This window comes from Listeria weihenstephanensis (assembly GCF_003534205.1).
In the GTDB taxonomy this organism is placed as follows: domain Bacteria; phylum Bacillota; class Bacilli; order Lactobacillales; family Listeriaceae; genus Listeria_A; species Listeria_A weihenstephanensis.
In genome coordinates, this window is the sequence record NZ_CP011102.1 from 2417249 (window position 1) to 2442907 (window position 25659).

Sequence of the window (25659 nt, forward strand, 5' to 3'; positions counted from 1 at the left end):
CTTTCGATTTTGTTGAAACTCTTATGAAGCATTTTTTGCTAGTTTAGAGCCTCATAATGCATGAAAACGTAGTTGTTGTGGCTCTTATGAGGCATCTCTTGCTGATTTAGAGCCTCAATATGAGTGTGAACGCAGTGAGCATTCGTTCCTTGCTCTGCGTCACACTCAGGTGTCTCCGAATCCGGCTTCACGGGCTAGCTCCTCGAAATTTTCGTGGCCTCCGCAAAAGTCAATTGAGGACTTTTACTGCGCCCTCTAACAAATTTTTTCGGAGCTAAACGAGCCCGTTCAGCACTTTGTTTTAGCACTTTAGATTTTCCATTCCATCACGCTCTTACCCCATGGACTGCGGAGGTCTGCTTCGAAGGCTTCTATTACGTCTTGGATGCATTTCACGGTGCGAACTTCGCCTACTAGATTTTGGAGGTATTCAACGCCGCGCTTGTTTTCGGAAAGAAATTCTACTGTCTTCTCGAAATCAACGCGTCCGCTTCTGCTGCTTCCATAAACGGTTAGCCCTTTTTCTAATACCATCCGGGAGTTGAATTCAATCGGGTATTCGGAAACGCCCAATAAAGAGATCGTGCCTTCTGGTTTGATTAAATCGATAATTTGGCTAACTGCATACTGGCTTCCGCGTCCGCCTGCACATTCGAATGCTTGATCAATGACTAGATCTGCCGGTACGTCATCAATCGAGAATGCGCCGTCGACAAACGAGAAGAAATCTAATTTATACGGTGTTTTCCCGAAAATGTAAACTTTACTTTCTGGGTACCAGTTTTTCAATAATAAGGCTGTAATGAAACCTAGATTTCCGTCACCCCAAACGCCAAAGGATGAGCGGTTTTCATTCGACTTTTCATCAAAACGTAAAATCGCATGTACGGCTACTGAAATTAATTCAGAGAAGGCCGCAACTCGTGGATTGATGTCATCTGGGAGAACAACAACGCGGTCGCGACGCATGAAAACATAATCCTGCATCAATCCGTCATAGCCACTCGAACGGAACTTGCTTGTGCGCAAATAGTTCTCATCGATGACTGGATCAGTCTCCATCGGCGTATTTGGAATCATTACCACTTTTGTTCCTGGTTTAAATTCTTTTTTTGCGTCGTAAACTATTTCACCGATACCTTCGTGGATAAGCGCCATCGGTAATTTTTTCGATAGCATTTCTTTACCGCGAGATCCTGTGTAATAGCGTTGGTCTGCCGCACAGATCGATAAATGCGTCGGACGAACAACGACTACCTCTTCACTCAAAGACTCATCGACATTGGCAACTTCGAATTGTCGCTCCGATACTAATCGGTATACTTGGTTAATCATTGGCTATACGCTCCTGAATGATCGCATTTGCCACTTTTAGATCATAAGGTGTCGTAATCTTGATATTGAAGATTTCGCCCTTCACAAGCTTCACACGGTCTCCTGCGAGCAAGCAAATTTTACAAGCGTCCGTCAAAATTTGTTTTTCATCCGCCGTCAGTTTTTGATAGTGGCTGTATAATTTCTTAATGTTGAAGCTTTGCGGTGTTTGGCCTTGATACATATGGTCACGAACTGGAATGTCCGTAATGTATTCGTGATTCGATGACTCCACAATCGTGTCGATCGCTTCGATTACCGTATCCACTGCGCCAGTTTCGAGCGCGGCATCAATATTATCTTCAATAATCCGGTGCGTCAAGAATGGACGAACCGCGTCATGCGTAATAATAACATCCTCTTCCTTCAAGCCAAAATTCGACTCGATGTAACGAATGCCGTTCATAATTGTTTCATTCCGATCAGCGCCACCCTCAATCACAACAACGCGATCATCCGAAATATACTTTTTAATATTGTCTTCCGCGTGGTTGATCCATTCCTTTGGTGACGAAATAATAATCTTGTCAAACCGGTTATTCAAAATAAACTTCTCCACTGTGTGTACAATAATTGGCTTACCATTCAAGGATAGAAATTGTTTTGGCATGCTGACATTTCCCATCCGCGTACCTTTTCCTCCAGCTAAAATTTGAGCGTATATCATTCTCTAATCTCCTTTAACTGCTTTTTATATTCATAGGTTTATTGTAACATAAAACCCCTATAACAAACTAGTTCTGCCTGTTACGTTATTCTGTTTATGTGCCAATCCATTAATTTTAAAGTTTATATCGTCTCCTTTTCCCAGGCCTTTATTCAAAAACTTGTAAACTTGAAGCTATATAACGTATAATTAAGAAGTCTATATGAAATTCAATTGAAGGAGAATGTTATTATGAGAGTTAAAAAAGCAGTCATTCCAGCGGCAGGACTTGGAACTCGTTTTTTACCAGCAACAAAGGCAATGCCAAAAGAAATTTTACCAATTGTAGATAAACCTACCATTCAGTATATTGTAGAAGAAGCGGTTGCATCTGGAATCGAAGACATCTTAATCGTTACTGGTAAGGGAAAACGTGCAATTGAAGATCATTTTGACTCTGTTCCTGAGCTCGAAAATAATCTTCGTGAAAAAAACAAACTAGAATTACTACATTTAGTAGAACAAACAACTAATATTAATCTACATTTCATTCGTCAAGCTAAACCAAAGGGCCTTGGTGATGCTATTCTTCAAGCAAAAGGCTTCGTTGGGAATGAACCCTTCATTGTTATGCTAGGTGATGATATTGTAGAATCAAAAATTCCATGTTCTAAACAATTAATGAACCAATATGAAAAAACACATAGCTCTGTCATTGGTGTACAAACGGTTCCTCATGAAGAAACTTATCGTTATGGCATCATAGATCCTATTAATGAGTACAGCAAAAACTTGTATAACGTAAAAGGTTTTGTTGAAAAGCCTGATCCAGATAAAGCCCCTTCAGACCTAGCAATTCTTGGACGTTACTTATTAACCCCACAAATTTTTGACTTTTTAGAAACACAAAAACCTGGGGCTGGTGGAGAAATTCAATTAACTGATGCCATTAATAGTTTAAATGAAGTTCAACGTGTTTTCGCTTATGATTTTGAAGGAGAACGATTTGATGTTGGAGATAAATTTGGTTTCATTCAAACTACAATGCAATTTGCACTAAAACATCCAGAAATCAAGGATGATGTTGCTAAATTAATTGATCAGCTTTATCATGATATCCATAAAAACGACATTAAGAAAAAATAGAATACAAAAAAAGTTGAAATGTTATTCTATTTCAACTTTTTTTGTGCCCACTATACGAATTCTCAGTGTGTATAATAAAGTTTATAGCACTTGGCAACAGGTTTTAGTGAGTTTAGACCGGCAGCTTTATAAGCCGCATTGGTCGCCCGTCTATAATATTTCAAATAATATTGTTTTGTTTGATAATGTGATTTATTGAATAGTATTTTTAGAAAAGCTATATACGTCTCTGAAAATTTTTTATCAGTATGCCAAAGTGCATAGTTTTCAATTGGGTTCTGAATATAAAAATACCCGATAGATACTAACCCGCTTATCAATTTCTTATCTTCACTTTCTAGAAATTCCGTAAAATAAACTAATGCCCTCGTCGCAGATGTTATATCCTTTTCGATTTGTAATTTTTGGAAACAAGGGCCTAATTTATTACGAATTAAATAATTAAGAAAGTTTTTATCGAAATCTTGTAATTCTAAATTTAGCGAAGTATATACTTCTTCCTTACTTCTATAATGCTTCCAGCAAGAAAGTATCTCCTCTATTCCAATATCATCAAAGTTATTCTCGTTCTCTTCAACTTCTTCTAATACTCTATGTTTCCAAATTGCATTGGCATGTTGAAAGATATCAATCATCCCTTCTTCCTCGCCCTTTTCCTCAAAATAATTTTCTAAGAAAGATTTTTTGTATAGAATATAAGGAGCCATCTCTTGCAGAAGAATGTGTGGATCATTCTCTAAATAAGTACTTGAAACACTTGGTTCCTTGCCCTCATCTAAGAATAATAGTTCCTCTGTCATCTCATAAGAAGCTTCATCTGATAATTTACGCATGTATTGTAAAAACACTGGGTTTTGGGAAAAAATATGAACATCAGCTTCTTCTATTTTTCCAGGAAAACGATTAATATAGTCTATCATTTGCGATAATAATTTTCTTCTTGACTCCGTGCAGAGTACTAAAAAATCAGCATCTATTACATTTATATGCTCTTTTAGATACTTCCAACATCCTGCATCATCTGAACCCATCCCATTATTTTCACGTGCTTCATCATCCAATATGATCTGTATTATTTTCATAAATCATTCACATCCTCATCTGCTTTTCCAATGTATGTTTCAACAAAACGCCTTGTCGAGTTGCCATCTAAGCTACCCACAAATTTAGCCTTAAACTTATTTAACCTTTCGTAGTCGTAGCTGTTTGACTTTATGGCGCGAATAAGCAGATCCGTTTCTTTAAATATATCCCCTGGCACTGTTTTTATATAGTCAAAATAGAAACCGCGCTCATCTAAATAGCCATCAATATCATACGCAAAAAAATAGATTGGTTTATTCATCAAACTAAATTCAAAAATAACAGAAGAATAATCAGTAATCAAAGCATCGCTAAATAACATTAAATCGTTTATATCATGGCCTGCAGTTAAATCCAAGATAAAAGGATCATCCTTCTCAACATTAAAAGATACATTCTTTATAACGGGATGGAATTTTAAAATTAAAATGTGCGTATCGCCAAGATTTGCTTTTAAAGCCGCAATATCCAATACAACACTGTAGTTAAATCGTTCATTTGGCCCCCCACGGAATGTAGGTGCATATAGCAATATTTTTTTATCTCGTAATTGTGGATATCTTCTGCTGTATTTCCTTTTAATATATTCGATATAGTTTGCATCAAAGAACATATCTGTCCTAGGTACCCCGATAGGCTTAATTTGATCCTCTCGTTTATTAAATGCTTCAGCGTATTCAGGGATAATTCCTTCTGAGCTGGTCAATACATCTGTATATGGAGAGTGCGCTCTTGTTTCGAATTCTTCCGTGTTAGAATCTGTTGCTCCTAACGAACTGAATCCAAATTTCTTAAATGCACCCGTAGCATGCCATGACTGCACAACATGTGTCTTCTTGTTGAATTTCAATCCATAGATTTTATTATAGTAATCGTCTAATACAATGGTTTGAGCTCTTCCTAGGGCATAATGAAGCTGAAACATTTCAAACCAATTCCTATTTTTCCTTAGAAAAACATATACTTTTTGCGGCATGTTTTTATAAAATAAATAATCATAAATCGCTAACAAATTTCCCTCTAAATTTGTGCCACGCTCCGTAGCCAAAATAACTTGATTTTTTTTACGAGGCATCCATGTTGCGATTTTAAACACAATTCGTCTACTTACTTTTCGGATTAGTAAAGGAGTTTTTAACTGCCGACGTAATACAAATTTAAGAGATATTTTCAGAGCTGGACGCCAATTATTTATTTCTATTATTTGCAAAGCAGCATAGCTATGCAATGGATACGTTTTTTTAAACGCTTGCTTAGCTTCATTCCCCTGTTGCCCCCATAGGTATGCAATCAACTGACGATAATTCTCCCTGTTATCCTTTGTGATATATCTTGACCTCTCAATGCCACTATGCAATAAAAAGTACCTGAAAGACGAAATGGTATTCAAAAATGATTCAGACTTTGTCTTAAACCATTCCAATACCATGGTAAACGCAATCTGCTGATTTTTACTATTCTTACTTTCAATCGAAGCTCTCAGCGCCCCCCATAACTCAATACTTGATACGCGTTGATAGTATTTTAAAGCAATTTCATATTCTGTATTATTTTTAATTAGCTCAGCTTCTCCGTAGTCGAATATTTGAAACACCGATTTTAGAATTCGAATGGGATCCTGATTAACAGATTGTGTTAATGATTGAGACTCTCCATCTCTCAAACGGTAATAGTAAACTACTCGCTCCACCGTATATATGTTTTCTGCCTGTAGTAATGCGTGTAACACAAAAGGTTGGTCTTCGCCATAACGAATATTTTCTGGGAAGAATACTCCGTCTATTAATGAATAGTGATACAGTTTTGCACACGGTCCAATAGAGTAAAATAACTCAGGATTTTTCAACAAAGTCTTTAACCCGGGTTTAGCAATATTATGTTTTATATGCATTGGAATAAACCATTCCCTACTTGAATTAAAGCGTTTTGTCGCTCCAGTAATTAATTTAGATCCTGTTGTAACTGCAGCATCATACATTAATTTTAATGCGTATTCTGGTACAATGTCATCACTATCTACAAAACAAATGTACATCTTTTTTGATATGCGTAAGCCATGATTTCTAGCAGAAGCTGGACCAGCATTAGGTTGTGTGTACAACTTAAACCTAGGTTTATCCTTTATATATTGCTCTACAATTTCCATCGTCTTATCTGTTGAACCATCGTTAATCATTACTACTTCAAAGTCATCAAAAGTCTGATTTTCTATACTCTCAAGCGTCTCAAAAATAACTTCCTCCACATTGTATAAAGGAATAATAATACTTATACCTGACTCTCTGTCTTTTCCTAAATATATGTTTGAATCATCATTCATTCTGCAGACTCTCCCTAAAATTAAATATATATTGTATCTTTCTCAATTCTATCTATTCACTACACACAAGTCAACCTATTTAAAATGAACAATTTTCCTCATCACGTAATTAAAGGAGACCCTACTCAATTACCAAGTAAACTCTCCTCTAATAATATAGTTATTTTTTCCTTTTAAATACAAAATATATTCCTATGAATAAACCTACAGCTAAGAAGCTTAGTATTAAATAGCTATACCATGGAATCAACGGCTTCTCTGACTGTTGTGCTACTTTAAAGCCTAGGTCAGCATTTTCCTGCTTAACATTATTAATATATAAATTCCCATATGGATATAGGTCAACATCATTTTTAATGTTAGTTCCCAGGACGAGTGGTTCTGCTTGATTACTATTACTGATTTCAGAAACTTCAATACTGTAGCTTGTACTAGCTTGAGGTACCTCGTTCACTTGTAACTGAAAATCAGTATTCGACTGAAGTGATGCGCCACTCTTTATCTCATCGTATATTATACTTTTGGAGCCTTCATCCTTTACTTGGAAACGATACATGCTGTCATTAGAAGGCATCCTCATAACATATATCCCTATACTATTGAACTTATCACCCGTTTTAAACGTTTGTTTGATACTATTTTTATGATCTACTGGTAGGGCTATCGTTGCATAGCTTTGATCAACAATATAGTTGTTAATAATGACAGGTTCTCCTGCGATAACTTTCCCACCAAAGGCCAGCAAACTTGTGCAAAGCAAAAACACAACAAAACTTAGTATTAAGAAAGGTTTTCGAATTTTATTTTTTAATATTAGCTTATCTGTATAAAATAATTCGATCAGTAGTTTAAATCCAAATAAAGAAGATACAATCATCAATGGTGTAATGAAGAGAATATAGCGTTGATTTGCCTCCCATAGTATATGGAATAGCCACACACCTATCAATGAAATATTGATAAAGAACGAGATATCATACTCTCGCTTCCTATAGAACCTTAGCGCAGATAAACAAATTAGTAACAGGTTAACCGTATGAAATATTTGCGATGCTACCTCAGCGAAAACTCTTTTGTCACCAAACAAATAGTCATAAGTAGTTGGATAATTGATAGCTGAATTGATATACCAACTATAAGCCCTTGTACCATCTGTCCAAGTATTCAACTCTTTATTATTGTATAGCTTTAGCGTTCGAATAGGACCATAGGTAATTAATCTCTCTTTTATTACATTAATATTTGCCTCTTGTTTCTCCGCCTTTGACTTAAACTGCATTGTATAAGCGACATCATCCCTATTATAACGACCAGCAGGTTCCCCTAATCCCATCATGACCCAATGAGTCTGAGGGAACTCTACAGCGTCATTCTTCTCAAATCCATAGCGCTCAGCTAAAGGGGTAAAAACAGTATTCAAACTTAAAAAGCATACGACAAGTATAGCCATATTCAAAATAATCTTTCGCCAATTAGATATAAAGCACAGATGAATAAACATTGCTGGCAATAAAATAATAATGTTTGGTTTTACATGATATCCAACAACAAATAAAAAACCAATAAATATAAAATACCACCATTTATTATTTTTCGTATACAAATAGTAAAATAACAAGATCAGCGCAGTAAAGGGCAACACAATTGTATCTGTGTAAAAATACAATACATAGCCTAATAACGGTACACAGAACAGAATAATAAGTAGAAAAATATTCGCAAACTTACGACCAAGTTCCTTTAAAACAATCCAAAACAGTGTAAAGATGGTTATGTTCATGCAAACAAAAATAAATATATTTTCCAATATATACGTGTTTGTAATTCCTATAATATCACCAATATGATACAACCAATATCTAACTATCGTTATGAATATATTATTGGGATACATCATAAAATAGTTTTGTCCAGTAGCATGCCCCCCATTGGCAAGCATTTTTAGAGCCTCACCTTTTATAACGTAGCCATCAGCAAAAGCATCCATATGTAACGAGCTAATAACATATACTTGACTCATTATGATTGCTAACACTAGGGATATTGTTATAAAAGTATCTCCCTTTCGATTTAATTTACCGGTAAATTGGAAAATACCAACTAAAATCAATAGGGCAACAGCAGTAAGTAATATCAATGTTCCAGCATTATTAAAACTGATATCAAATGGTTTTAATGTACTCATGACAAGTAGGTATCCAAAAATAAGTATAAAAAATCCATAAAAAATATAAGCTAACCTATTTTTCACTTTCTTTGCTCCCTACTTTAGTTAGTTTTATTATTCTCAAACTTACTCGCGAAAACATTTTCTTCAATCGTAAAACGAGGTCTTGCTTTGACTTGTTTGAATATTTTTCCAACATATTCTCCTAAAACACCTATGCCTATTAGTTGAACTCCACCAATCATCCAAAGCGAAATCATAAGAGATGTCCAACCAGGAACTACCTGGTCTACCACTTTTTGCACAATTGCATAAATACCTAGTCCTATACCAACTAAAAACATCACTACACCGACAACAAGCAGTAATCTGATAGGCGCTATACTAAATGAAGTTATGCCATCTACAGCAAAAAGTATCATTTTTTTCAACGGATACTTAGATTCCCCAGCAAAACGTTCATTTCGATTATAGTATACTTTTGTAGATTTAAAGCCCAGCAAAGGTACTATACCGCGAATAAACATATTCTCTTCTTTGTATCTCAAAAATTCTGCCAATGCCCGTTTGCTAAGCAATCTATAGTCTGCATGATTAGGAACCATATTAACACCTAACTTACTCATGATATTATAAAATGCCAATGCGGAATTTCTTTTAAAGAATGTATCAGTCTCACGTTTATCACGTACTCCATAAACAACATCAAACCCTTCATGATACTTCTCCATAAATTCAATGATTGCATGAACATCATCTTGCAAATCTGCATCAATTGAAACAACGCAATCTGATATCTTGTATGCTTCTGTTAATCCCGCCAACAATGCACCTTGATGCCCATAGTTACGACTAAGCTTCACTCCAGATATATTTTTATTTGATTGTGAGTAACTATCTATAAGTTCCCACGTTCTGTCTTTACTCCCGTCATCTACAAACATAATTTGGCTATCACTGCTGATCGACTCACTTACTACTAATGATTCCACAATCCCCATTAATTGCAATGATGTTTCTTCTAAAACCTCTTCCTCATTATAACAAGGAACAACGATGGTTAAAAATGGCTTTTTCATTTTCTAAAACTCCTAACTATTAATTATGATAAAAATTCCAATGTATACAGCATATCTTATTTATAATACTTTATCAATAGCTGTAAGAGGAAATATGCTTTAGTAAGAAAAATTCCTTTTCCTAGGATTGATCTATAGAAAAAAAGTAGCATAACTATCCTTGTTGTGGATATGTCATGCTACTTTTTTTACTTAACGTTTGTAAAAGCCTTTTGATCTAACCAGCCTATTACTTTTCCATTTACACTAAATTGATAATAAATGCTTCTATCTGTCTTCGCTTTTCTTAGTATACTCACTTGTTTATTTTGATATACTGATGCCGCACTAACAAGTGTAGTTCCTTGAAGTTGGTATGGTTTTGACCAAACTGCATTTCCAGTAACATTCGTTATTTTCCCAGAAGCTTTAAATACTATATCAGATTCTAATTTATTATAGAATTTAAAGGCTTTTTGATCTAACCAACCTATCACTTTTCCATCTATACTGAATTGATAGTACGTACCTTTAGCTGTTTTTGCTTCTCGAATAAGTTTTACAGTCTTATTCTGATATGCACTTGCACCAGCTATATATTTCGTACCTACTGAAAAATAGGGGTGTGACCAGATACTATTAGCAGTAACATTCTCAATAGTAGCTTCCTTATCTATTTTGATATTTGTTAGTATTTTATCATATGGTAAAAAGGCTCTTTGATCCATCCAACCTATCACTTTGTTGTTTGACTTAAACTGGTAATAGACTCCTTTTGGCGTTTTTGCCTCTCTGATTATCTGAACATCCTTACCAGCATAATTACTAGCACTCGAGACTAGTGTAGTCCCTATGGTCCGATACGGTTGTGTCCAGACAGCGTGACCACTTGTTTTATTTATATTCGCATCAAATGTCACAGCTTTATTATAAGATGCTTTATCATATAATGTGATAGCTTTCTGATCAATCCAACCAATAAATTTACCATTAATGCTTATTCTATAGTACGTGCCATGTTGCGTTTGCACTTCTTGATTAATAGTCACATCTTTATTACGATAAGTCGATGCTGGGGCAACAAGTGTGGTGCCTTCTAATTTGTATGCTTTCGTCCAAATTGCATTTCCGACATCACTTGTAATCTGACCATCTAGGCTCACTTGCTTACTCGAAATAATGGAATCATAAGGGTGCAATGTAAATGCCTTTTTATCCATCCAACCTATCACTTTTCCATTGGTACTAAATTGGTAATAGACCCCGTGAGCGGTTTTAGCTTCACGCTCTATCTTTACTTCTTGATTTGCATAGGTAGTTCCCGCACCGGTAGATACTCTGCCTTCTAGATTATAAGGTTTTGACCATATTCCGTTTCCTACAGGACTTGTTACTGTCGCTCTAGAAACAAATGACTTATCATACTCTAGTTTATCATAAATAGTAAAAGCTCTCGCATCCAGCCAACCCGTCATTTTCCCAGCATACTTAAACTGATGATACGTTCCTCTAGCTGTTGTCGCTGTCGAAACTAAATCAACTACTTTCCCTGCATAATTCCCAGCAGTATCAACGTAACCTACACCCTCTACTTTATAAGGCTTTGACCATACTGTGTGACCGCTTGTGGTTGTTACTGCTGCTCTTTCAGAAATTGTTTTTTGAGATGTAACTTTGTCGTAAATTACATCGTATTTTGCTAAATTATTACTCTCTACAACTTGTATAAGCTTTAATGCATAGTTAGGATCAGTTGCATAGCCAGCTTTTTGTAATTCATTAGCAGCTTCAATATAATCTTTTGCATCCACAACTTTCTTATAATGATCCTTACTCCAAGATAATCCATTAACGAAAAGTAAAGCATGATCAGTTATTGATTCTGCTTTTGTTGGGTATTTGCGGAATTCTGCATTCACTGTAACCATCTGTCCATTTACAAATTCTTGTGTTGGCATAATAACTGATTGTCCTAAATATTTACCTTTAATACCGAATAAGTTATTACCTTGGACAGCCAGTTGACTTTTACCCCATCCCGATTCTAAGATTGCTTGTGCCAATGTAATACTGGACAAGACCTTATATTTCTCTTGTGTTGACTGCGCATAAGGGACCACCTCATTAATAAAGGCTTGTTGGTCTACAGGTGAAACACTTGCTCTAAGCATGCCAGGATTATTGGAGACCTCGTTAACTTCATTAATCGGGCTATAAGCTGCTGCTTTAACTAAATCATCTGAAGACGAGCCTATTTGTTCTGCTAAAAAATACGTGGGTGTAATCAAAACGGAAACCATTAAGATTTTCATCCAGCTTTTGTTTACCATTATTTTTTCATCACTCCTTTAAATTTTCCACCATCCTTTATTCTAACAAAATTTTGTTGGAGCATGGTTACAGCATTATTACAAATTACATATAAACTAGTATTATCCACATGTATGAATGGTTTGTGTTTATGAGAATCTTTTTGAAAGGAATATCTTTTTTTAGAGAGTTTCTCTATTTTATGCTAAACTATAGGATATAGAGAACAAGTATTATGAAAACTTTTTTTAAGGAGATACAGATGAAATATTTTATAAATAATATCCAGCTAACAAATAATGATATGTGGGAAATATCTGGGACTACCGAGGGCAACATCCATAGTATTCAGGCTTATTACACCGAGGTTCGTGAGTATAAACATCCTGAAAAAAAATTACAAATACCTTTTGAGCAACATGGTGATCAATTCACAGCGCGATTCCACCTAGACGATATCGCGATGCTCTCTATCCCAGATCGAGAAACGTTGTGGCGATTCAAAGTTAATACAGATTTCCCATATATAAATCTAGTGACTGACGGTCCTGTCACTAACGAACCATTCCGGCCCAGCAACTCCTTGTATCAATACCAATTTACCTTCCCAGAAGGAATTCTCACATTCCATAGTATTCCTCTAGAAGTAAGCGCTTCTGTGACAAGCTTTTCACTAGATGATACGAGCTTATCTGGAACATTGCAAATTCAACCAGCTATTCCCGATAACTTGTTTACTGGTTCGTTACTGTTAAAACGTCGTCCTACAGCAAGTTTCTATTTATTCCACGAACAAAAGCAAATGTTTCAACTAGGTACTGTAAATAATAATAAATTAACTTTTTCTATTCCACTTAGTTCCTTATCAGCTGAATTCATAGTTGATGATACAAATGTGTTGGATGCAGTTATTGAAATCTCGCCACTGAAGCTAAAGCAAAGTATTCCTGCTTTTCTATCAATAACTCCTGATTTGAAGCTATCTATCCCATCAGAAGCCAGCATACAGTCTCCTCTATGGGCTTCACTGCGCTCTTATGTTACAGGATCCAACAGACTTTCCTTTTACTTAAAAAAAGCTCGTCAAGGACATGCTACGCTAACTAAATTTGACGAAGATAATACGAGCCTTCGCTTTCATTTGAGGCTAAATAGCAATTTGACAGTTCCTTTTTTGGTAGCTAAAAGGCAGGATAAAAAGGCTAACATGTTTGAGTCAACTGTCGAACAATCTTGGTTACTGAAAAAAGGGCTTGCTAAATATACTGCTAGTATCAATAAAAAAGATTTTCTTTCGGGGCCTTTGAATAAAGCTAACACAGTATGGGATTTTTATGTTCGTTCTAATGATATGCCTGATGTGCCTATTGAGGTATCCAATGAAATTAGCCTGAGCGACACGGAGTATTTCGAAATAGATAACAAAAAATTTAAAGCTAAAGTAAAGAAGAACAACTCAAATAAGCTTTCTTGTTATACAATCGCTGCGCCTCAAATTGGTGAAAAACCTATAAAAGTCGCCGTCATGGGCACATGTTTTAGTCGTAATGCTTTCAATTCTTCTCCATTTTTTAATCCAGATTATAAATTGTTCTTTGAGTGTAGCTTTACTCAATTTCATTCATCAATCATTAGTGTTATGACAGAAACATATAGTGCGATCAATTTAAAAAAATATGATGACATGTCTCCTAATGAAAAAACGACAGTTGCAGAAGATGTGAAAAAAGATTTCTTTACCAATCTCAAAAATTCTAACTCTGACTACTTCTTGATAGATTTATATCCTGATGCTGTTAGACCTGTTATTTGGTTAGATTCTAAATCGGCAATAACGCTTTCTTATGTTATTGAGCAGAGCCAGTTATTAAATGATTTATCCTATGAACGAATTATAGACCATATTGATAATGAGGCTTTCTTTAATGAATGGAAAAACTATGCTGACTTATTTATTGAAAAACTAACCGAGATAATTCCCGCAGATCATATTATTTTAAATTTAGGTGGCTTTACAACTTCTTATTACGATAAGAATAGAGTTGTAACTCAATATCCAAATAAGATGGCTATTGAGAGGAATAACTATTTTTGGGATCGTCTGAATAATTATTTCTTATCTCAACTACCAGAAGCTAGGGTTATCGATTTTTCCAAAAAACCATATATTGGAGATTTCTATTACCCTTTTGGCCACTCCTTTTCTCATTTTGAATCTACCTATTACAAAGACTTTCTGAAAGAGCTTATTTATATCACTTCTTTAAAATAAACCTACACATAAGTAAAGAGCTGCCGAAAACATACGACAGCTCTTTACTTATTTTTTATCAAATTGATTATTCGGTGCAGTATTAAGTGCTTGTGTTATAACATGCTGTCCGTCGTTGCCTGCCTGAAACATTCCTAACACAGACTGTCCAGTTCCAATGCAGTAGCCAAAAAATATCATCATCGCTATTATAACTGTAAGTGCAATTTTGTCAAACCAACTAAGCTTATACTTGTTGGCGTTAGGATTTGGATATATTACTTTTTGTGGTAACTTTTGATTGCGTTTGTAGTCATTTTGATATTCTTTTTTATATGATTTAGATTGACTATTAAACCAGCGTACGAATTCATCATATTTATCAGCAACTTCTTGAGCCTCACCAACTTCTCGAACTTGACCATAATGCATCCAAATAATGCGATCGCATAGGCCTTTCATTTGCCCCAATGAATGACTCACAAATACTATCGTTCTACCAGCTTCTTTAAATTCTGTAATCTTATCAACACATTTTTTGTAAAAAGTAGAGTCCCCAACTGACAAAGCTTCATCAATAACCAAGATATCTGGATCTGTATGGACAGAGATAGCAAATCCTAATCGCGAACGCATACCGCTAGAATAGTTTTGAATAGGTTGATTCATAAAATCACCAATATCTGCAAATTCAACTATTCCAGGTAACACTGTCTCAATTTCAGAAGTTTTAAAGCCATGCATCAACAGTTTTAGGCGTATATTTTCATAACCAGTAAGTGGCCCTTTTAACCCCACCGCTATCGCAATCAAAGAAGTCTCACCTTTTATAACAACCTCGCCCTGCGTTGGTGGAACAACACCACACATTATATTTGAAATAGTAGACTTCCCTGATCCATTAATCCCGATCAATCCCACTGTTTCACCATCATGGATATCAAAATTAACATCACGCAAAGCCCAAAAAGACTGTAATTGCTTGCTCTTAGGCAAGAACAAACTTTTGATTTTGTCTGATTTATTTTGATATAGGTCGTATTCTTTTGATACATGTTTAAATGCTACTTTTATATTTTTTCTCATTTGCCCTTACCTCCTATAAATAATCCACGAAACGTTCGCGGAATTTCATGTGTAATACAGATCCCACATAAAGGCAAACTAGTGTTACAAGCCAAAAATAAACTGTATAGGAAGGTTCTTGCCAAAACCCTTTATTCCCAACAAAACTATCTCGAAAGCCGTTTATAATGTATACTAAGGGATTTAGTTTTAAAAGGTCAACAACCCATTCTGGTAGTTTGGTATTTAAATTCCAAACTACTCCCGAAACGTAAAATAAAACACGCATGACAGATTGTAACATCACATAATAATCACGAACTAGTACACTGATTGTGGCATTCAATAATGTGACACTGAATAAGAATGCTATCATCGCCACGAAATAATAGAAAAATTGAGCCCAATACATCGTAACTGGTGCGCCTTTGACAAATAGAAGAATGAAAAAGATTACCATCATTGTGAAATAACTCGTCAAATTAGAGACGATTGTTATATTTGGCATTACACTCATTGGAAATTTCATTTTTGAAACCATATGAATCTTATTGTATATGCTATTTGCTCCTTGTAAAATGACTGCGCTAATGAAAAACCATGGTATAATACCAGCTAGCATCCATTCTATATAGCTTGCTCCTGCTACTCCAGAATTACCACTCATCGCAAATCCAAATACAAAATAATAAATTGCAATCTGAATTAATGGATTTAAAATTTGCCACGCAAGCCCAAGGTAATGGCTTTGGTAGGTGGCTTTATCTTCATAACGCGCAATTCGAAAAATCATTGGCGCGTACTTAAATTGTTCTTTTAGGACTTCTAATACTTGTTTCACAAAAACACTTCTTTCTGAAATAATAATACGGTTAACTTGAAGTCAGCAACCGATAATCACTTTCATATAACGTATAGGCCCCACTCCTCGTTTCCTTAGAAAAAGCTACATCTTGATGTTTAATTACTTGTCTAGCTGATTTTTCTGGGTGCTTTCCGTCGATTCTTCCATAAATGTAAGTCGATTTCTTTATATTTTGTGGTAAGTGTAAATACTTTTAAACTCACCTTATGTTAAATTACCTCAAAAGCCGGCATTTGTAAAGTAAGATCCTTGAATTGTTTAAAATTTCTTTAGTCTATCCGTCTGTCTATTCATCTATTCTAATTTCTTATTTTAAATATAATCCATTTACTAAATATATAATTTAAAATAAGAACAATGATATTTGTCCAAATTTTCGCCCAAAGTGGAGCAATTCCTAAGCCACTTATTAATAATATCATAACTGCTATATCAACTAAATATGTCAAAAAACGAAAACCAAAAAATGAAGTGGCTTCACGTACTCGGTCTCTCCATGTTGGTGTATAACTATCAAAAACAAATCGCTTATTTGTCACGTAAGCAAATATAACCGATAATATCCAGGCTACCGTATTTGAGACAACATAATTAATCCCTAAAATATCGTTACACAACCAAAATGATACAATATTCACAAGCGTAGTAAAACCACCCATTATAATATACATCATAATACTGTACAATTCCTTATGCGCTCTTCTAAAATTAGTAATTAATTCTTTTATTTTTCTCAATTTCAATCGACTCACTCTCATAATTTAAGTAGTCAGGGATAGGCGAAATTCCCAATACAACAAAGAACCCCTAATGATATACCATAGGTTCCATCTAGCCTATGTTTCAAACAGAACCACAAGCAGAATTCATATCGCCAATTCATCATAGCTATATCCCAAACTTAATCTATATGCCTATCTTATATATTATAGCAGAAAAAATCGACTTAAAAAGAAAAATCAGCAATAGTTTCATTCAAAATATATCTATTCGTCGGATAGATTGCATTAAATAAGGCTTCTTGTCCTTCGATAAGGCGTGGTCCTGGTCGGCTGACAATGGATGGATCGACCTCATAGATGCGATTATTTTTAACGGCCGGGATGTTTTTCCACGCGGAACGCTTCGCAATTTCTTGTTTGGCGTTTGGATAGATTGTAATGATGACATCGGGTGCGGCTTTTATGACTTGTTCCTCGCTGTATTGCGGATAGCCTGTTTCGGAGACGATGTTTGTTGCTTCGATGTTAGTGAGCATTTCGTTGATGAATGTATCTTTGCCTGCTGTGTAGAGATCTGGACTGATTTCAAGCCAGACTTTTGCTTTTGTTTGCACTTTCTTTGCGGCTTCCTTGCGACTTGATTTATCGGTTGCTTTCATAGACGATATCAGCTTCTCCGCTTCTTTTGTTTTGCCGGTTAGGTCGCCGATTTGTGTGAAGGTTTTGTAGGCCGCATCGAAGTCTTGCGCGTCTGCCACAACGAACAGCGGGATGTTTGCTTTTTTGATTTGGTCGTAGGCATCTTTATTATAGCTCATCATGGAGGCGTGTCCGAGAACTAAGTCGGGCTTCATGCCGATAATTTTCTCAACGTTGATTTCTGTCGTCGCAACAATCGGGACGTTTTTGACTTCTGCTGGATAATCATCGCTCGATGTGACTCCAACAACGTTTTCGCCAACGCCAAGACGGTATAGGATTTCGGTGTTGCTCGGGATAAGTGAGACGATTTTTTTCGGTTTCGCATCTAGTTCAATTTTGGCACCAGTCGCGTCGCTTGCTATGTATTCTGGATTTTGTGCTGTTTTTTCAGATGTCATTTGCGCACCACAGCCTGCTAAAACAAGGATGAAGGCTAAGCTAAATATCGAGATTATTTTTTTTAAATTCATCATTCTTCTCCCTTTCAAAAATGGAAAAAGTCGGGCGTTTGGATATCCCGACTTTTTCTCATGTTTCGTGCCTTCGGATCTAGCCTCCAACGGCCAACTCCTCGAAAACTTCACGCCCTCCAAAAAAATCAAGTGAGGATTTTTCCTGTGGCCGCTCCAGTTTTTTTCGGAGCTGAACGGGCCGTTTCAGCTTTTCAAATTCTTCCTACTTCCATTAATAGATCTGCTGACTCAATCACATCGCCGTCTGTGACAAAAATCGCGTTGACTTTGCCGTCGAATGGAGCTTGGATTGTTGTTTCCATCTTCATAGCTTCGGTGATTATAAGTGGATCGCCTTTCTTCACTTCTTGGCCTTTCTCAGCGACAATCTTAATCACGGAACCGGTCATTGTTGCGCCGACATGTTCTGGATTTGTCGTATCAATCTTGCGACGCGTCACAACTGTCGATTGAACGTTAAAGTCTTGCACGGAGATTTCACGCGGTTGACCGTTTAATTCGAAGTAGATCACGCGTGTACCATCAGCAATTGGCTCACCAATAGAGTTTAACTTGATAATCAGTGTTTTACCTTTTTCAAGCTCTACTTCAACCGTCTCGCCTAAACGCATGCCTTTAAAGAAGGTCGGCGTATCAAGCACTGTCACGTCACCATATTTCTCAATCATCGTCAAGTACTCAAGGAATACTTTCGGATATAGAATATAAGACATCACATCGTGGTCTGTCGGAGCTCCCGTCGTCATTTTCTCAGCAAGTTCAGCGCGAACTGCCTCAAAATCAACAGGCTCCATCAAAGCTCCCGGACGTTCTGTCAAAGGCGTGCGGCCCTTCAAGACAAGTTTTTGCAGTTTTTCTGGGAATCCGCCATAAGGTTGGCCAATCTCGCCCATAAAGAACTCAATGATCGAGTCAGGGAAATCGAGCGTTTCACCTTTATCGAAGACATCTTGTTCCGAAAGATCGTTTTGCACCATGAACAGCGCCATATCACCGACAACTTTCGATGATGGAGTTACTTTCACGATATCGCCAAACATCTCGTTTACCGTCGCGTACGTGTCTTTCACTTCGTCCCAGCGATCGCCAAGACCTACTGCTTTTGCCTGTTGTTGCAAATTCGTATATTGACCACCTGGCATCTCGTGAATATAAACCTCGGTTTGCGGTGAGTTCAGCGCGTTATCAAAGTCTTTATAATATTTACGAACATCTTCCCAATAGTGGTTAACGATTTGCGAATTGTGCGCATTAAGAATCGCTTGACGTTTCCCGTTTTCAAGACCGTAATAAAGACCAGTCATGCTCGGTTGAGACGTCGCGCCACTCATCGCGCTTGACGATACGTCGACAATATCCACGCCCGCACTAACCGCCGCAGCATACGTATAAATCCCGTTACCACTCGTATCATGCGTGTGTAAATGAATCGGCACATCGATCGTTTCCTTCAGTTCGCTTACAAGACGATACGCCGCTTGCGGTTTCAAAAGTCCAGCCATATCTTTAATCGCCAAGATATCCGTTCCTTGCGCCACAAGTTCTTTCGCCATATCTTTGTAATAATCCACGTTATATTTCGTACGTGTGGCATCTTCAATATCGCCTGTGTAACAAATCGCAGCTTCGACAACTTTACCAGCATCACGAACCGCTTCAATCGACACTTCCATGCCTTTCAACCAGTTCAAGCTATCAAAAATACGGAACACGTCAACGCCACTTTGCGCAGACTGCTTCACGAACTCGCGAATCACGTTATCCGGATAGTTCTTGTAACCAACAGCATTCGCTCCACGTAACAACATTTGGAACATCACGTTTGGAATTTGTTTACGCAACGTTTCCAGACGCACCCACGGATCCTCGTTCAAGAAGCGGTAAGCCGTATCAAACGTTGCCCCGCCCCACATTTCAAAGGAGAACATGTTCGGCAATAAATGCGCCATTGGATCGGCAATTTGGAAAATATCTTTCGAACGAACACGCGTCGCCAACAACGATTGATGCGCGTCACGCAATGTTGTATCAGTCAACAATACCTCATTTTGCGATTTAACCCATTCCACGATTCCCGCAGGACCTTTTGCATCCAAAATTTGTTTCGTTCCTGGTTCGATTTTTGCGTCGAAAGGAATCTTCGGAATTCGCAGATCATCATAGACCAGTTTCTCGCGATGTTTAATACCTGGGAAGCCGTTCACCGTCACGTTACTGATATAACGCAACGTCTTCGTACCACGGTCACGCACTTTCGGGAAATCAAACAATTCAGGCGTCGTATCGATAAACGATGTATTGTAGTTTCCACTAATGAAATCAGGATGTTGTACCACGTTTAGCAAGAACGGAATATTCGTTTTCACGCCACGAATCCGGAACTCGATTAAGTTACGAATCATTTTGCGGCACGCTTGTTCAAACGTCATGCCCCACGTACATAATTTTACAAGTAAAGAATCATAAAACGGCGTTACAACCGTACCTTGGAAACCGTTACCAGCATCCAGACGCACCCCAAAACCACCAGTTGAGCGGTATGTATTAATACGACCAGTATCTGGCATAAAGTTGTTCAAAGGATCTTCCGTCGTAATCCGACATTGAATCGCCGAACCATTGATACGAATATCTTCTTGTTGCGGAATTCCAACGATTTGGTCATGCATCGCACAGCCATCAGCGATAAACAGTTGCGACTGAACAATATCAATCCCCGTAATCATCTCCGTAATCGTGTGCTCTACTTGAACACGCGGATTTACTTCAATGAAATAAAAATCTTCGCCAGCAACTAAAAATTCGACCGTTCCAGCATTCAAATAATTAACATTTTTCATTAATTTCACGGCAGCATCACAAATACGCTCACGTAATTCCGATGTAATCGCGTTACACGGTGCTACTTCCACTACTTTTTGATGACGACGTTGTACAGAGCAATCACGTTCAAATAAATGGACGATATTGCCGTGAGAATCCCCTAAAATCTGCACTTCAATATGTTTCGGTTTGACAACACATTTCTCCACGTACACTTCATCATTACCAAAAGCAGCCTTCGCTTCTGATCCGGCGCGCTCAAACGCTTCCTTCACATCTGCTGGTCCTTGAACGACACGCATACCACGTCCGCCCCCACCAAGAGAAGCTTTTACCATCAACGGATAACCATGTTCTTCTCCAAAAGCAGCTACTTCCTCAGGTGACGCAACAGGTCCGTTACTACCTGGGATAACTGGAATGCCGGCAAGTAAAGCTTGTTCTTTCGCTTTAATCTTATCGCCAAACATATCTAGGTGTTTCGATTTAGGTCCTACAAAAATGATACCCTCTTTTTCACAGCGCTTGGCAAAGTCAATATTTTCCGACAAAAAGCCATAACCAGGATGTATCGCATCAACATTTGCTATTTTAGCAATTTCGATAATGTTATCGATATCAAGATATGCATCGATTGGTTTCTTACCTTCCCCTACGAGATAAGCCTCATCCGCTTTATAACGGTGAAACGCCGCCGTGTCCTCTTGCGAATAGATCGCTACTGTCTTAATGTTTAACTCGGTACACGCACGAAGTACACGAATCGCGATCTCGCCACGATTGGCTACTAATACCTTTTTAATGTTGTTCATTTTTTTTCCTCCTAACCTACACTACCTAAAATTTTATATACACATAGCTGCTAAACTTATTTACCGTCATGGAGAAAAACGGTATATCAGTCAATTATAGTATTAAAGTACCCCGAATGTAAATTGTTTTCGCTGATTTTTTTGTATTTATTAGTTTTGTCATCGTCAAAGCCAGTTACAGCAACAATAATCTCCCCCTCTGAACCACTATCAACTATAAGAAAAACGAGCCCTATTTCACAGCTCGTCCTCCCAGTTTTAACTATTATATTTTTTGTTTTGGTGGTTTTTCCAAATCCTTTTCCGACCCGTAATTCTTCTGAAACTTATTCATCATCGACACATTCAAGACAATCCCGACCAAAATCGACATCGACATCAGCGACGAGCCTCCAAAACTAGTAAACGGTAGCGTCACCCCGGTCAGCGGGATCATTCCTGATGCACCGCCTAGATTGATAAAAGCCTGAATCCCAATCAGCGTGGCGGTTCCATAACAAAGCAGTGAACCGAAAGAATCATTTGAGCGCATCCCATTCGTGATCGAACGTAACACGATAAAGAAAATTCCTCCAACCGTTATCAAAATCCCGAAAAAGCCAAGCTCCTCCGCGATAATCGCGCTAATAAAATCCGTGTAGGCTTCTGGCAAATATCCCAATTTCTGCACACTTTCACCAAGACCTTGCCCAAAGAAACCACCCGAACCAATCGCATAGAACGAATTCACAAGCTGATACCCACTAGCACCATGATCGGTAAATGGATTTTGAAAACTTGTAATCCGCCCAATCCGCTTCTCCGTAATCAGTTTAGATCGAACATCTTCTGGCAATAAGAATACAACAACGCACAAAACCGCTAAAATCAAAACACCCAATCCGACAATTTTTAAAATCGTCTTCAGTCGCATTCCTGACGCCATAATAATCCCACAACCTGTCAAAAAGACAATCGCAGCTGTTCCGATATCCGGCTGTAACAAAATCAGAAAACAAATGAATACTAAAAATAAGATTGGTGGTAAAACGCCTCGATTAAAATCATCAATATAGCGTTGTTTTTTCGAATAAATGGCAGCCATATAAACAATCATCGATACCTTGATAAACTCCGACGGTTGAATCCGAATTGGTCCAAGTACTAACCAACTTTGCGCGTTATTCGCTTCATCACCAAAGATCAAAACGAGCACTAACAAGGCTACCGAGCCGAACATAATTAGCATCAAAACTTTATTATTTCGGAAAATCTTGTACGGAAATACCGCAAAACCAACCATTAATACGAGCGATATAATCCAATTTTTTAGTTGTGAATTGTAAAATATGGCTGGATCATAGCCTTTATTTATCGCCACAAACATACTGGAACTGTACACCATGATCAATCCAAAGAGACATACAATGATGTATACCGCCAAAAGAGGATAGTCATAGGATTTCAACATTTTTTTAAACATATACATCTTCCAATCATTTCGAGCCTCTTCGTTTACAAGGTCCCTACTTTATTATATTACCCATTATAAATGAAATCGACTTGAAAAGAAATCCTAAACGTAAACATGGCATCACAATTCAACTATTACAAATGCGAATAAAAAAACCAACGCATGCATCACGCTGGTCTTTTATCTATTTGCTTGTCGATAATTCATGTAATACGGATAGTTCTTTCTCGAGTGTGCTAAGTAAGCTCTTGCCTTCTGCTTGATCAATTAAACCCAGTCTTACAGCAAAGTTTATCTCACGTGATAACCCATACATTTGTGTATCCAAGACTTCTTCGTATGCTGGACATTGAGGTAAAGTTAAGTTATCCATCTGCACTTTAATTAACTGTAAAATTCTTTTCGCATCTTCTTTAAGAAGAGTGATTGCCTCTTCTCTGTGATCTATTTGCTCTTTTGTCATCACAGAACCCCCATTCAAAGCACACCAGTATGCGCTTAATTAATCTATTTCACTAAAACTATAATATTGCGAATTTTATCCTCTTAAGTATATCACAATTTTTTCGCCTTGTAACCTGATATCCTAACATTTTTTAAGATAGCCACATGACAGTCATTAGATACATGAAAACGAGGAAACATAGGCTCAGCGGGATAGAAAAATAGATAATAATCATGTCAAAAAACTGAAAATGCCTCTTGAACGATCTGAAAAAGGCAATCATCGTCATGATAACGTAACCAATAATCAGAACAAACGCAATGCCAAACGCCAAGTAAAAATTATCAAACCAATAAACCGCTTGCTGAACAAATACCAACGCTAAAAAAGCTACTACTGATGCCAATAATGTAAGTACCATCTCTTTATGTCCCGCTTTTTTCTCTCTCACCATTTCTAAAACCTCCCGTAGATATACCAATGTTTATCTTTCATTTTTTTCATGCTATAATAAAATCACGAGGTGAACGCAATGAAGGCACAATGTATTTTATGTGAAACAATTGATGAACTAGATGATAGGAAATTTAAAACGAAACAACTACGCAATAAGCCCATTCGAATGTATCTTTGCCCTGAATGTGAAGGTCGTATTGCTGAAAAAACGGTAGCTCGAATCAATTCTGGTAAGTTTGAATACCATAAACCAAAAACAAAAAGTTTCATCGAAAAACCGGCTAAATTGTGATTTAGCCGGTTTTTCCTATTCGGTGATAATAAAATCTAAATCAATCGCCTTGTTTGTTTTCGTTTGTAACGGCTTTTCTGCAAAGTCATTTGGGTTTGGAACGACTAATTTTGTTAAGTGTACAAGTGTGTAGTAATTCTCTTTATTTAGCATATACGTTATCGCACCTTCTCGTTTTGATTTGGCTGGGAAGGTCGTTTGTGATGCTGTAGAACCTGATAATTGATAGGCTGTTGGCACGAAGTTTTCTAAGCTAGCCCCTTTGGAAACGCCACCGCCGTTAATTTGAATTCGTTCTGCTAAATAATTGATGTTGCTCGTTGTCGTATTTTCGATAATGACATCTGCTGTTACAACGAAGCCATCCTGATTCGCTAAATATGATTCTGGGCTGTATGGATCCATTTTCTTGTTAGCGCCTGTGACACTTTCCACTTTGTATTGTTTCACGGTTACTTTCAGCGGGCCAAAATCGGCTGTTTGAGGTTGCGTATTCAAATTAATGAGTGCCACTGTTCCGCCTGTTTTCGGTGCAACTGCTGATTGTTTAAAGCCTTCTGGCGTCAAAGAAAACCCTGCCGTCGTGGTTGCTGCGGGTTTTTGTTCCACAGTTGTCTTCTCTTCTGTTTTCGGTGTTTCCGTTTTTGGTTTTACAGTTACTGTCTCTTTCTTAGTGTCTGGTGCATCTGTTGTTGTTTCTGTATTTTTGGTTGCTTCTTCATCTTTTGCTATATCTTCTTTTTTTGTTGTCGAGTCATCAGAATTTACATCTTGCTTTGCTTCTTGTTTTACCTCTTCTTTTTGCACTTGTTTTTCTTCGGTTGTTGGTGTTGCTTTGTCTGATTCAGCGCTCTTCGAATCTGCCTCTGAACCGCACGCTGCTAGTCCTAACATCATTACACTCATTGTGCCTACCATCAGTAATTTCTTCATGTAAATCCCTCCTTTTCTTACCTTGTTTCTTACCTACAAGTATACCAAAAAAACCGTCATATTACAATCATGTTACAAAATATTTTATTCTGTAATATTTTAGGGAATTGAAAAAACCGCCCAATAAAGGACGGCTTAAAATGGTACTCCGCTAAACTTCAGCGTGTTGACAAATGCTTAGTTTCTAGGCAAAAGCGAGTACCGAAGCGGAATGTACGACTGTACCTGAGCATCGGAACAGAGCTTTTAACGACGAAAATGAG

The 25659-nt window shown here is 37.2% G+C and carries 19 protein-coding genes; 3 read left to right on the forward strand and 16 right to left on the reverse strand.

The window, feature by feature from the left end:
* Nucleotides 1–309 precede the first annotated feature (309 nt).
* The gene (locus UE46_RS11780) at nucleotides 310–1335 is read right to left on the reverse strand and encodes a ribitol-5-phosphate dehydrogenase (RefSeq protein ID WP_036063399.1); all 1026 of its coding nucleotides are present in this window, start codon (nucleotides 1333–1335) and stop codon (nucleotides 310–312) included.
* A complete protein-coding gene (locus UE46_RS11785; protein WP_036063397.1) occupies nucleotides 1328–2041 on the reverse strand; it encodes an IspD/TarI family cytidylyltransferase in 714 nt (237 codons plus the stop codon). Before UE46_RS11785 ends, UE46_RS11780 begins: the two co-directional genes overlap by 8 nt.
* Before the next feature lie 231 nt (nucleotides 2042–2272).
* Between UE46_RS11785 and galU the strand changes: the two genes are divergently transcribed.
* On the forward strand, nucleotides 2273–3166 hold the full coding sequence (gene galU, locus UE46_RS11790; RefSeq protein WP_036063394.1) for a UTP--glucose-1-phosphate uridylyltransferase GalU: 894 nt from the start codon (nucleotides 2273–2275) through the stop codon (nucleotides 3164–3166).
* Nucleotides 3167–3228: 62 nt separating this feature from the next.
* Here galU and UE46_RS11795 read toward each other — a convergent pair whose 3' ends face one another.
* The 5 genes from UE46_RS11795 to UE46_RS11815 form a co-directional block, all read right to left on the reverse strand.
* Entirely contained in the window at nucleotides 3229–4227 is a 999-nt protein-coding gene (locus UE46_RS11795) for a hypothetical protein (protein WP_143812889.1), read from the reverse strand.
* 17 nt (nucleotides 4228–4244) lie between these two features.
* A complete protein-coding gene (locus UE46_RS11800; RefSeq protein WP_118907651.1) occupies nucleotides 4245–6569 on the reverse strand; it encodes a bifunctional glycosyltransferase/CDP-glycerol:glycerophosphate glycerophosphotransferase in 2325 nt (774 codons plus the stop codon).
* A 160-nt stretch (nucleotides 6570–6729) separates the two neighbouring features.
* On the reverse strand, nucleotides 6730–8820 hold the full coding sequence (locus tag UE46_RS11805) for a glycosyltransferase family 39 protein (protein ID WP_036063392.1): 2091 nt from the start codon (nucleotides 8818–8820) through the stop codon (nucleotides 6730–6732).
* A gap of 17 nt (nucleotides 8821–8837) precedes the next feature.
* Complete coding sequence (locus UE46_RS11810) at nucleotides 8838–9815, reverse strand: glycosyltransferase family 2 protein (protein ID WP_036063391.1); 978 nt, start codon at nucleotides 9813–9815, stop codon at nucleotides 8838–8840.
* A gap of 188 nt (nucleotides 9816–10003) precedes the next feature.
* Nucleotides 10004–12124 carry a GW domain-containing glycosaminoglycan-binding protein gene (locus UE46_RS11815; protein WP_036063388.1) on the reverse strand — a complete coding sequence of 707 codons (2121 nt, stop codon included), beginning with the start codon at nucleotides 12122–12124 and terminating at the stop codon, nucleotides 10004–10006.
* Nucleotides 12125–12366: 242 nt separating this feature from the next.
* Between UE46_RS11815 and UE46_RS11820 the strand changes: the two genes are divergently transcribed.
* Entirely contained in the window at nucleotides 12367–14376 is a 2010-nt protein-coding gene (locus tag UE46_RS11820) for a DUF6270 domain-containing protein (RefSeq protein WP_036063473.1), read from the forward strand.
* Between the two features lie 48 nt (nucleotides 14377–14424).
* On the opposite strand, the gene UE46_RS11825 is transcribed toward UE46_RS11820, so the two are convergent.
* From UE46_RS11825 to UE46_RS11860, 8 genes are all read right to left on the reverse strand, one after another.
* The gene (locus UE46_RS11825) at nucleotides 14425–15441 is read right to left on the reverse strand and encodes an ABC transporter ATP-binding protein (RefSeq protein ID WP_118907652.1); all 1017 of its coding nucleotides are present in this window, start codon (nucleotides 15439–15441) and stop codon (nucleotides 14425–14427) included.
* Between the two features lie 13 nt (nucleotides 15442–15454).
* Nucleotides 15455–16261, reverse strand: a complete 807-nt coding sequence (locus tag UE46_RS11830; RefSeq protein WP_036063384.1) for an ABC transporter permease — start codon at nucleotides 16259–16261, stop codon at nucleotides 15455–15457.
* A 323-nt stretch (nucleotides 16262–16584) separates the two neighbouring features.
* Nucleotides 16585–16959: a GtrA family protein gene (locus tag UE46_RS11835; protein ID WP_233231022.1), complete on the reverse strand. Its 375-nt coding sequence runs from the start codon at nucleotides 16957–16959 to the stop codon at nucleotides 16585–16587.
* 272 nt (nucleotides 16960–17231) lie between these two features.
* Entirely contained in the window at nucleotides 17232–18179 is a 948-nt protein-coding gene (locus tag UE46_RS11840; RefSeq protein ID WP_118907822.1) for an ABC transporter substrate-binding protein, read from the reverse strand.
* A 194-nt stretch (nucleotides 18180–18373) separates the two neighbouring features.
* Complete coding sequence (gene pyc, locus UE46_RS11845) at nucleotides 18374–21817, reverse strand: pyruvate carboxylase (RefSeq protein ID WP_036063381.1); 3444 nt, start codon at nucleotides 21815–21817, stop codon at nucleotides 18374–18376.
* Nucleotides 21818–22082: 265 nt separating this feature from the next.
* Nucleotides 22083–23279: a putative lipid II flippase FtsW gene (gene ftsW, locus UE46_RS11850; protein ID WP_118907653.1), complete on the reverse strand. Its 1197-nt coding sequence runs from the start codon at nucleotides 23277–23279 to the stop codon at nucleotides 22083–22085.
* A gap of 175 nt (nucleotides 23280–23454) precedes the next feature.
* Nucleotides 23455–23733: an Fpa/YlaN family protein gene (locus tag UE46_RS11855; RefSeq protein WP_036063377.1), complete on the reverse strand. Its 279-nt coding sequence runs from the start codon at nucleotides 23731–23733 to the stop codon at nucleotides 23455–23457.
* Nucleotides 23734–23866: 133 nt separating this feature from the next.
* Nucleotides 23867–24169, reverse strand: coding sequence for a hypothetical protein (locus UE46_RS11860; RefSeq protein WP_036063374.1), 303 nt, complete (start codon nucleotides 24167–24169; stop codon nucleotides 23867–23869).
* Nucleotides 24170–24247: 78 nt separating this feature from the next.
* Here UE46_RS11860 and UE46_RS11865 point away from each other — a divergent pair, with 78 nt between their 5' ends.
* Nucleotides 24248–24463, forward strand: coding sequence for a YlaI family protein (locus UE46_RS11865; protein ID WP_036063372.1), 216 nt, complete (start codon nucleotides 24248–24250; stop codon nucleotides 24461–24463).
* Between the two features lie 15 nt (nucleotides 24464–24478).
* Here UE46_RS11865 and UE46_RS11870 read toward each other — a convergent pair whose 3' ends face one another.
* Nucleotides 24479–25396 (reverse strand): DUF5068 domain-containing protein, encoded by a 918-nt coding sequence (locus UE46_RS11870; RefSeq protein WP_118907654.1) that lies wholly within the window; start codon nucleotides 25394–25396, stop codon nucleotides 24479–24481.
* Between the last annotated feature and the right edge of the window lie 263 nt (nucleotides 25397–25659).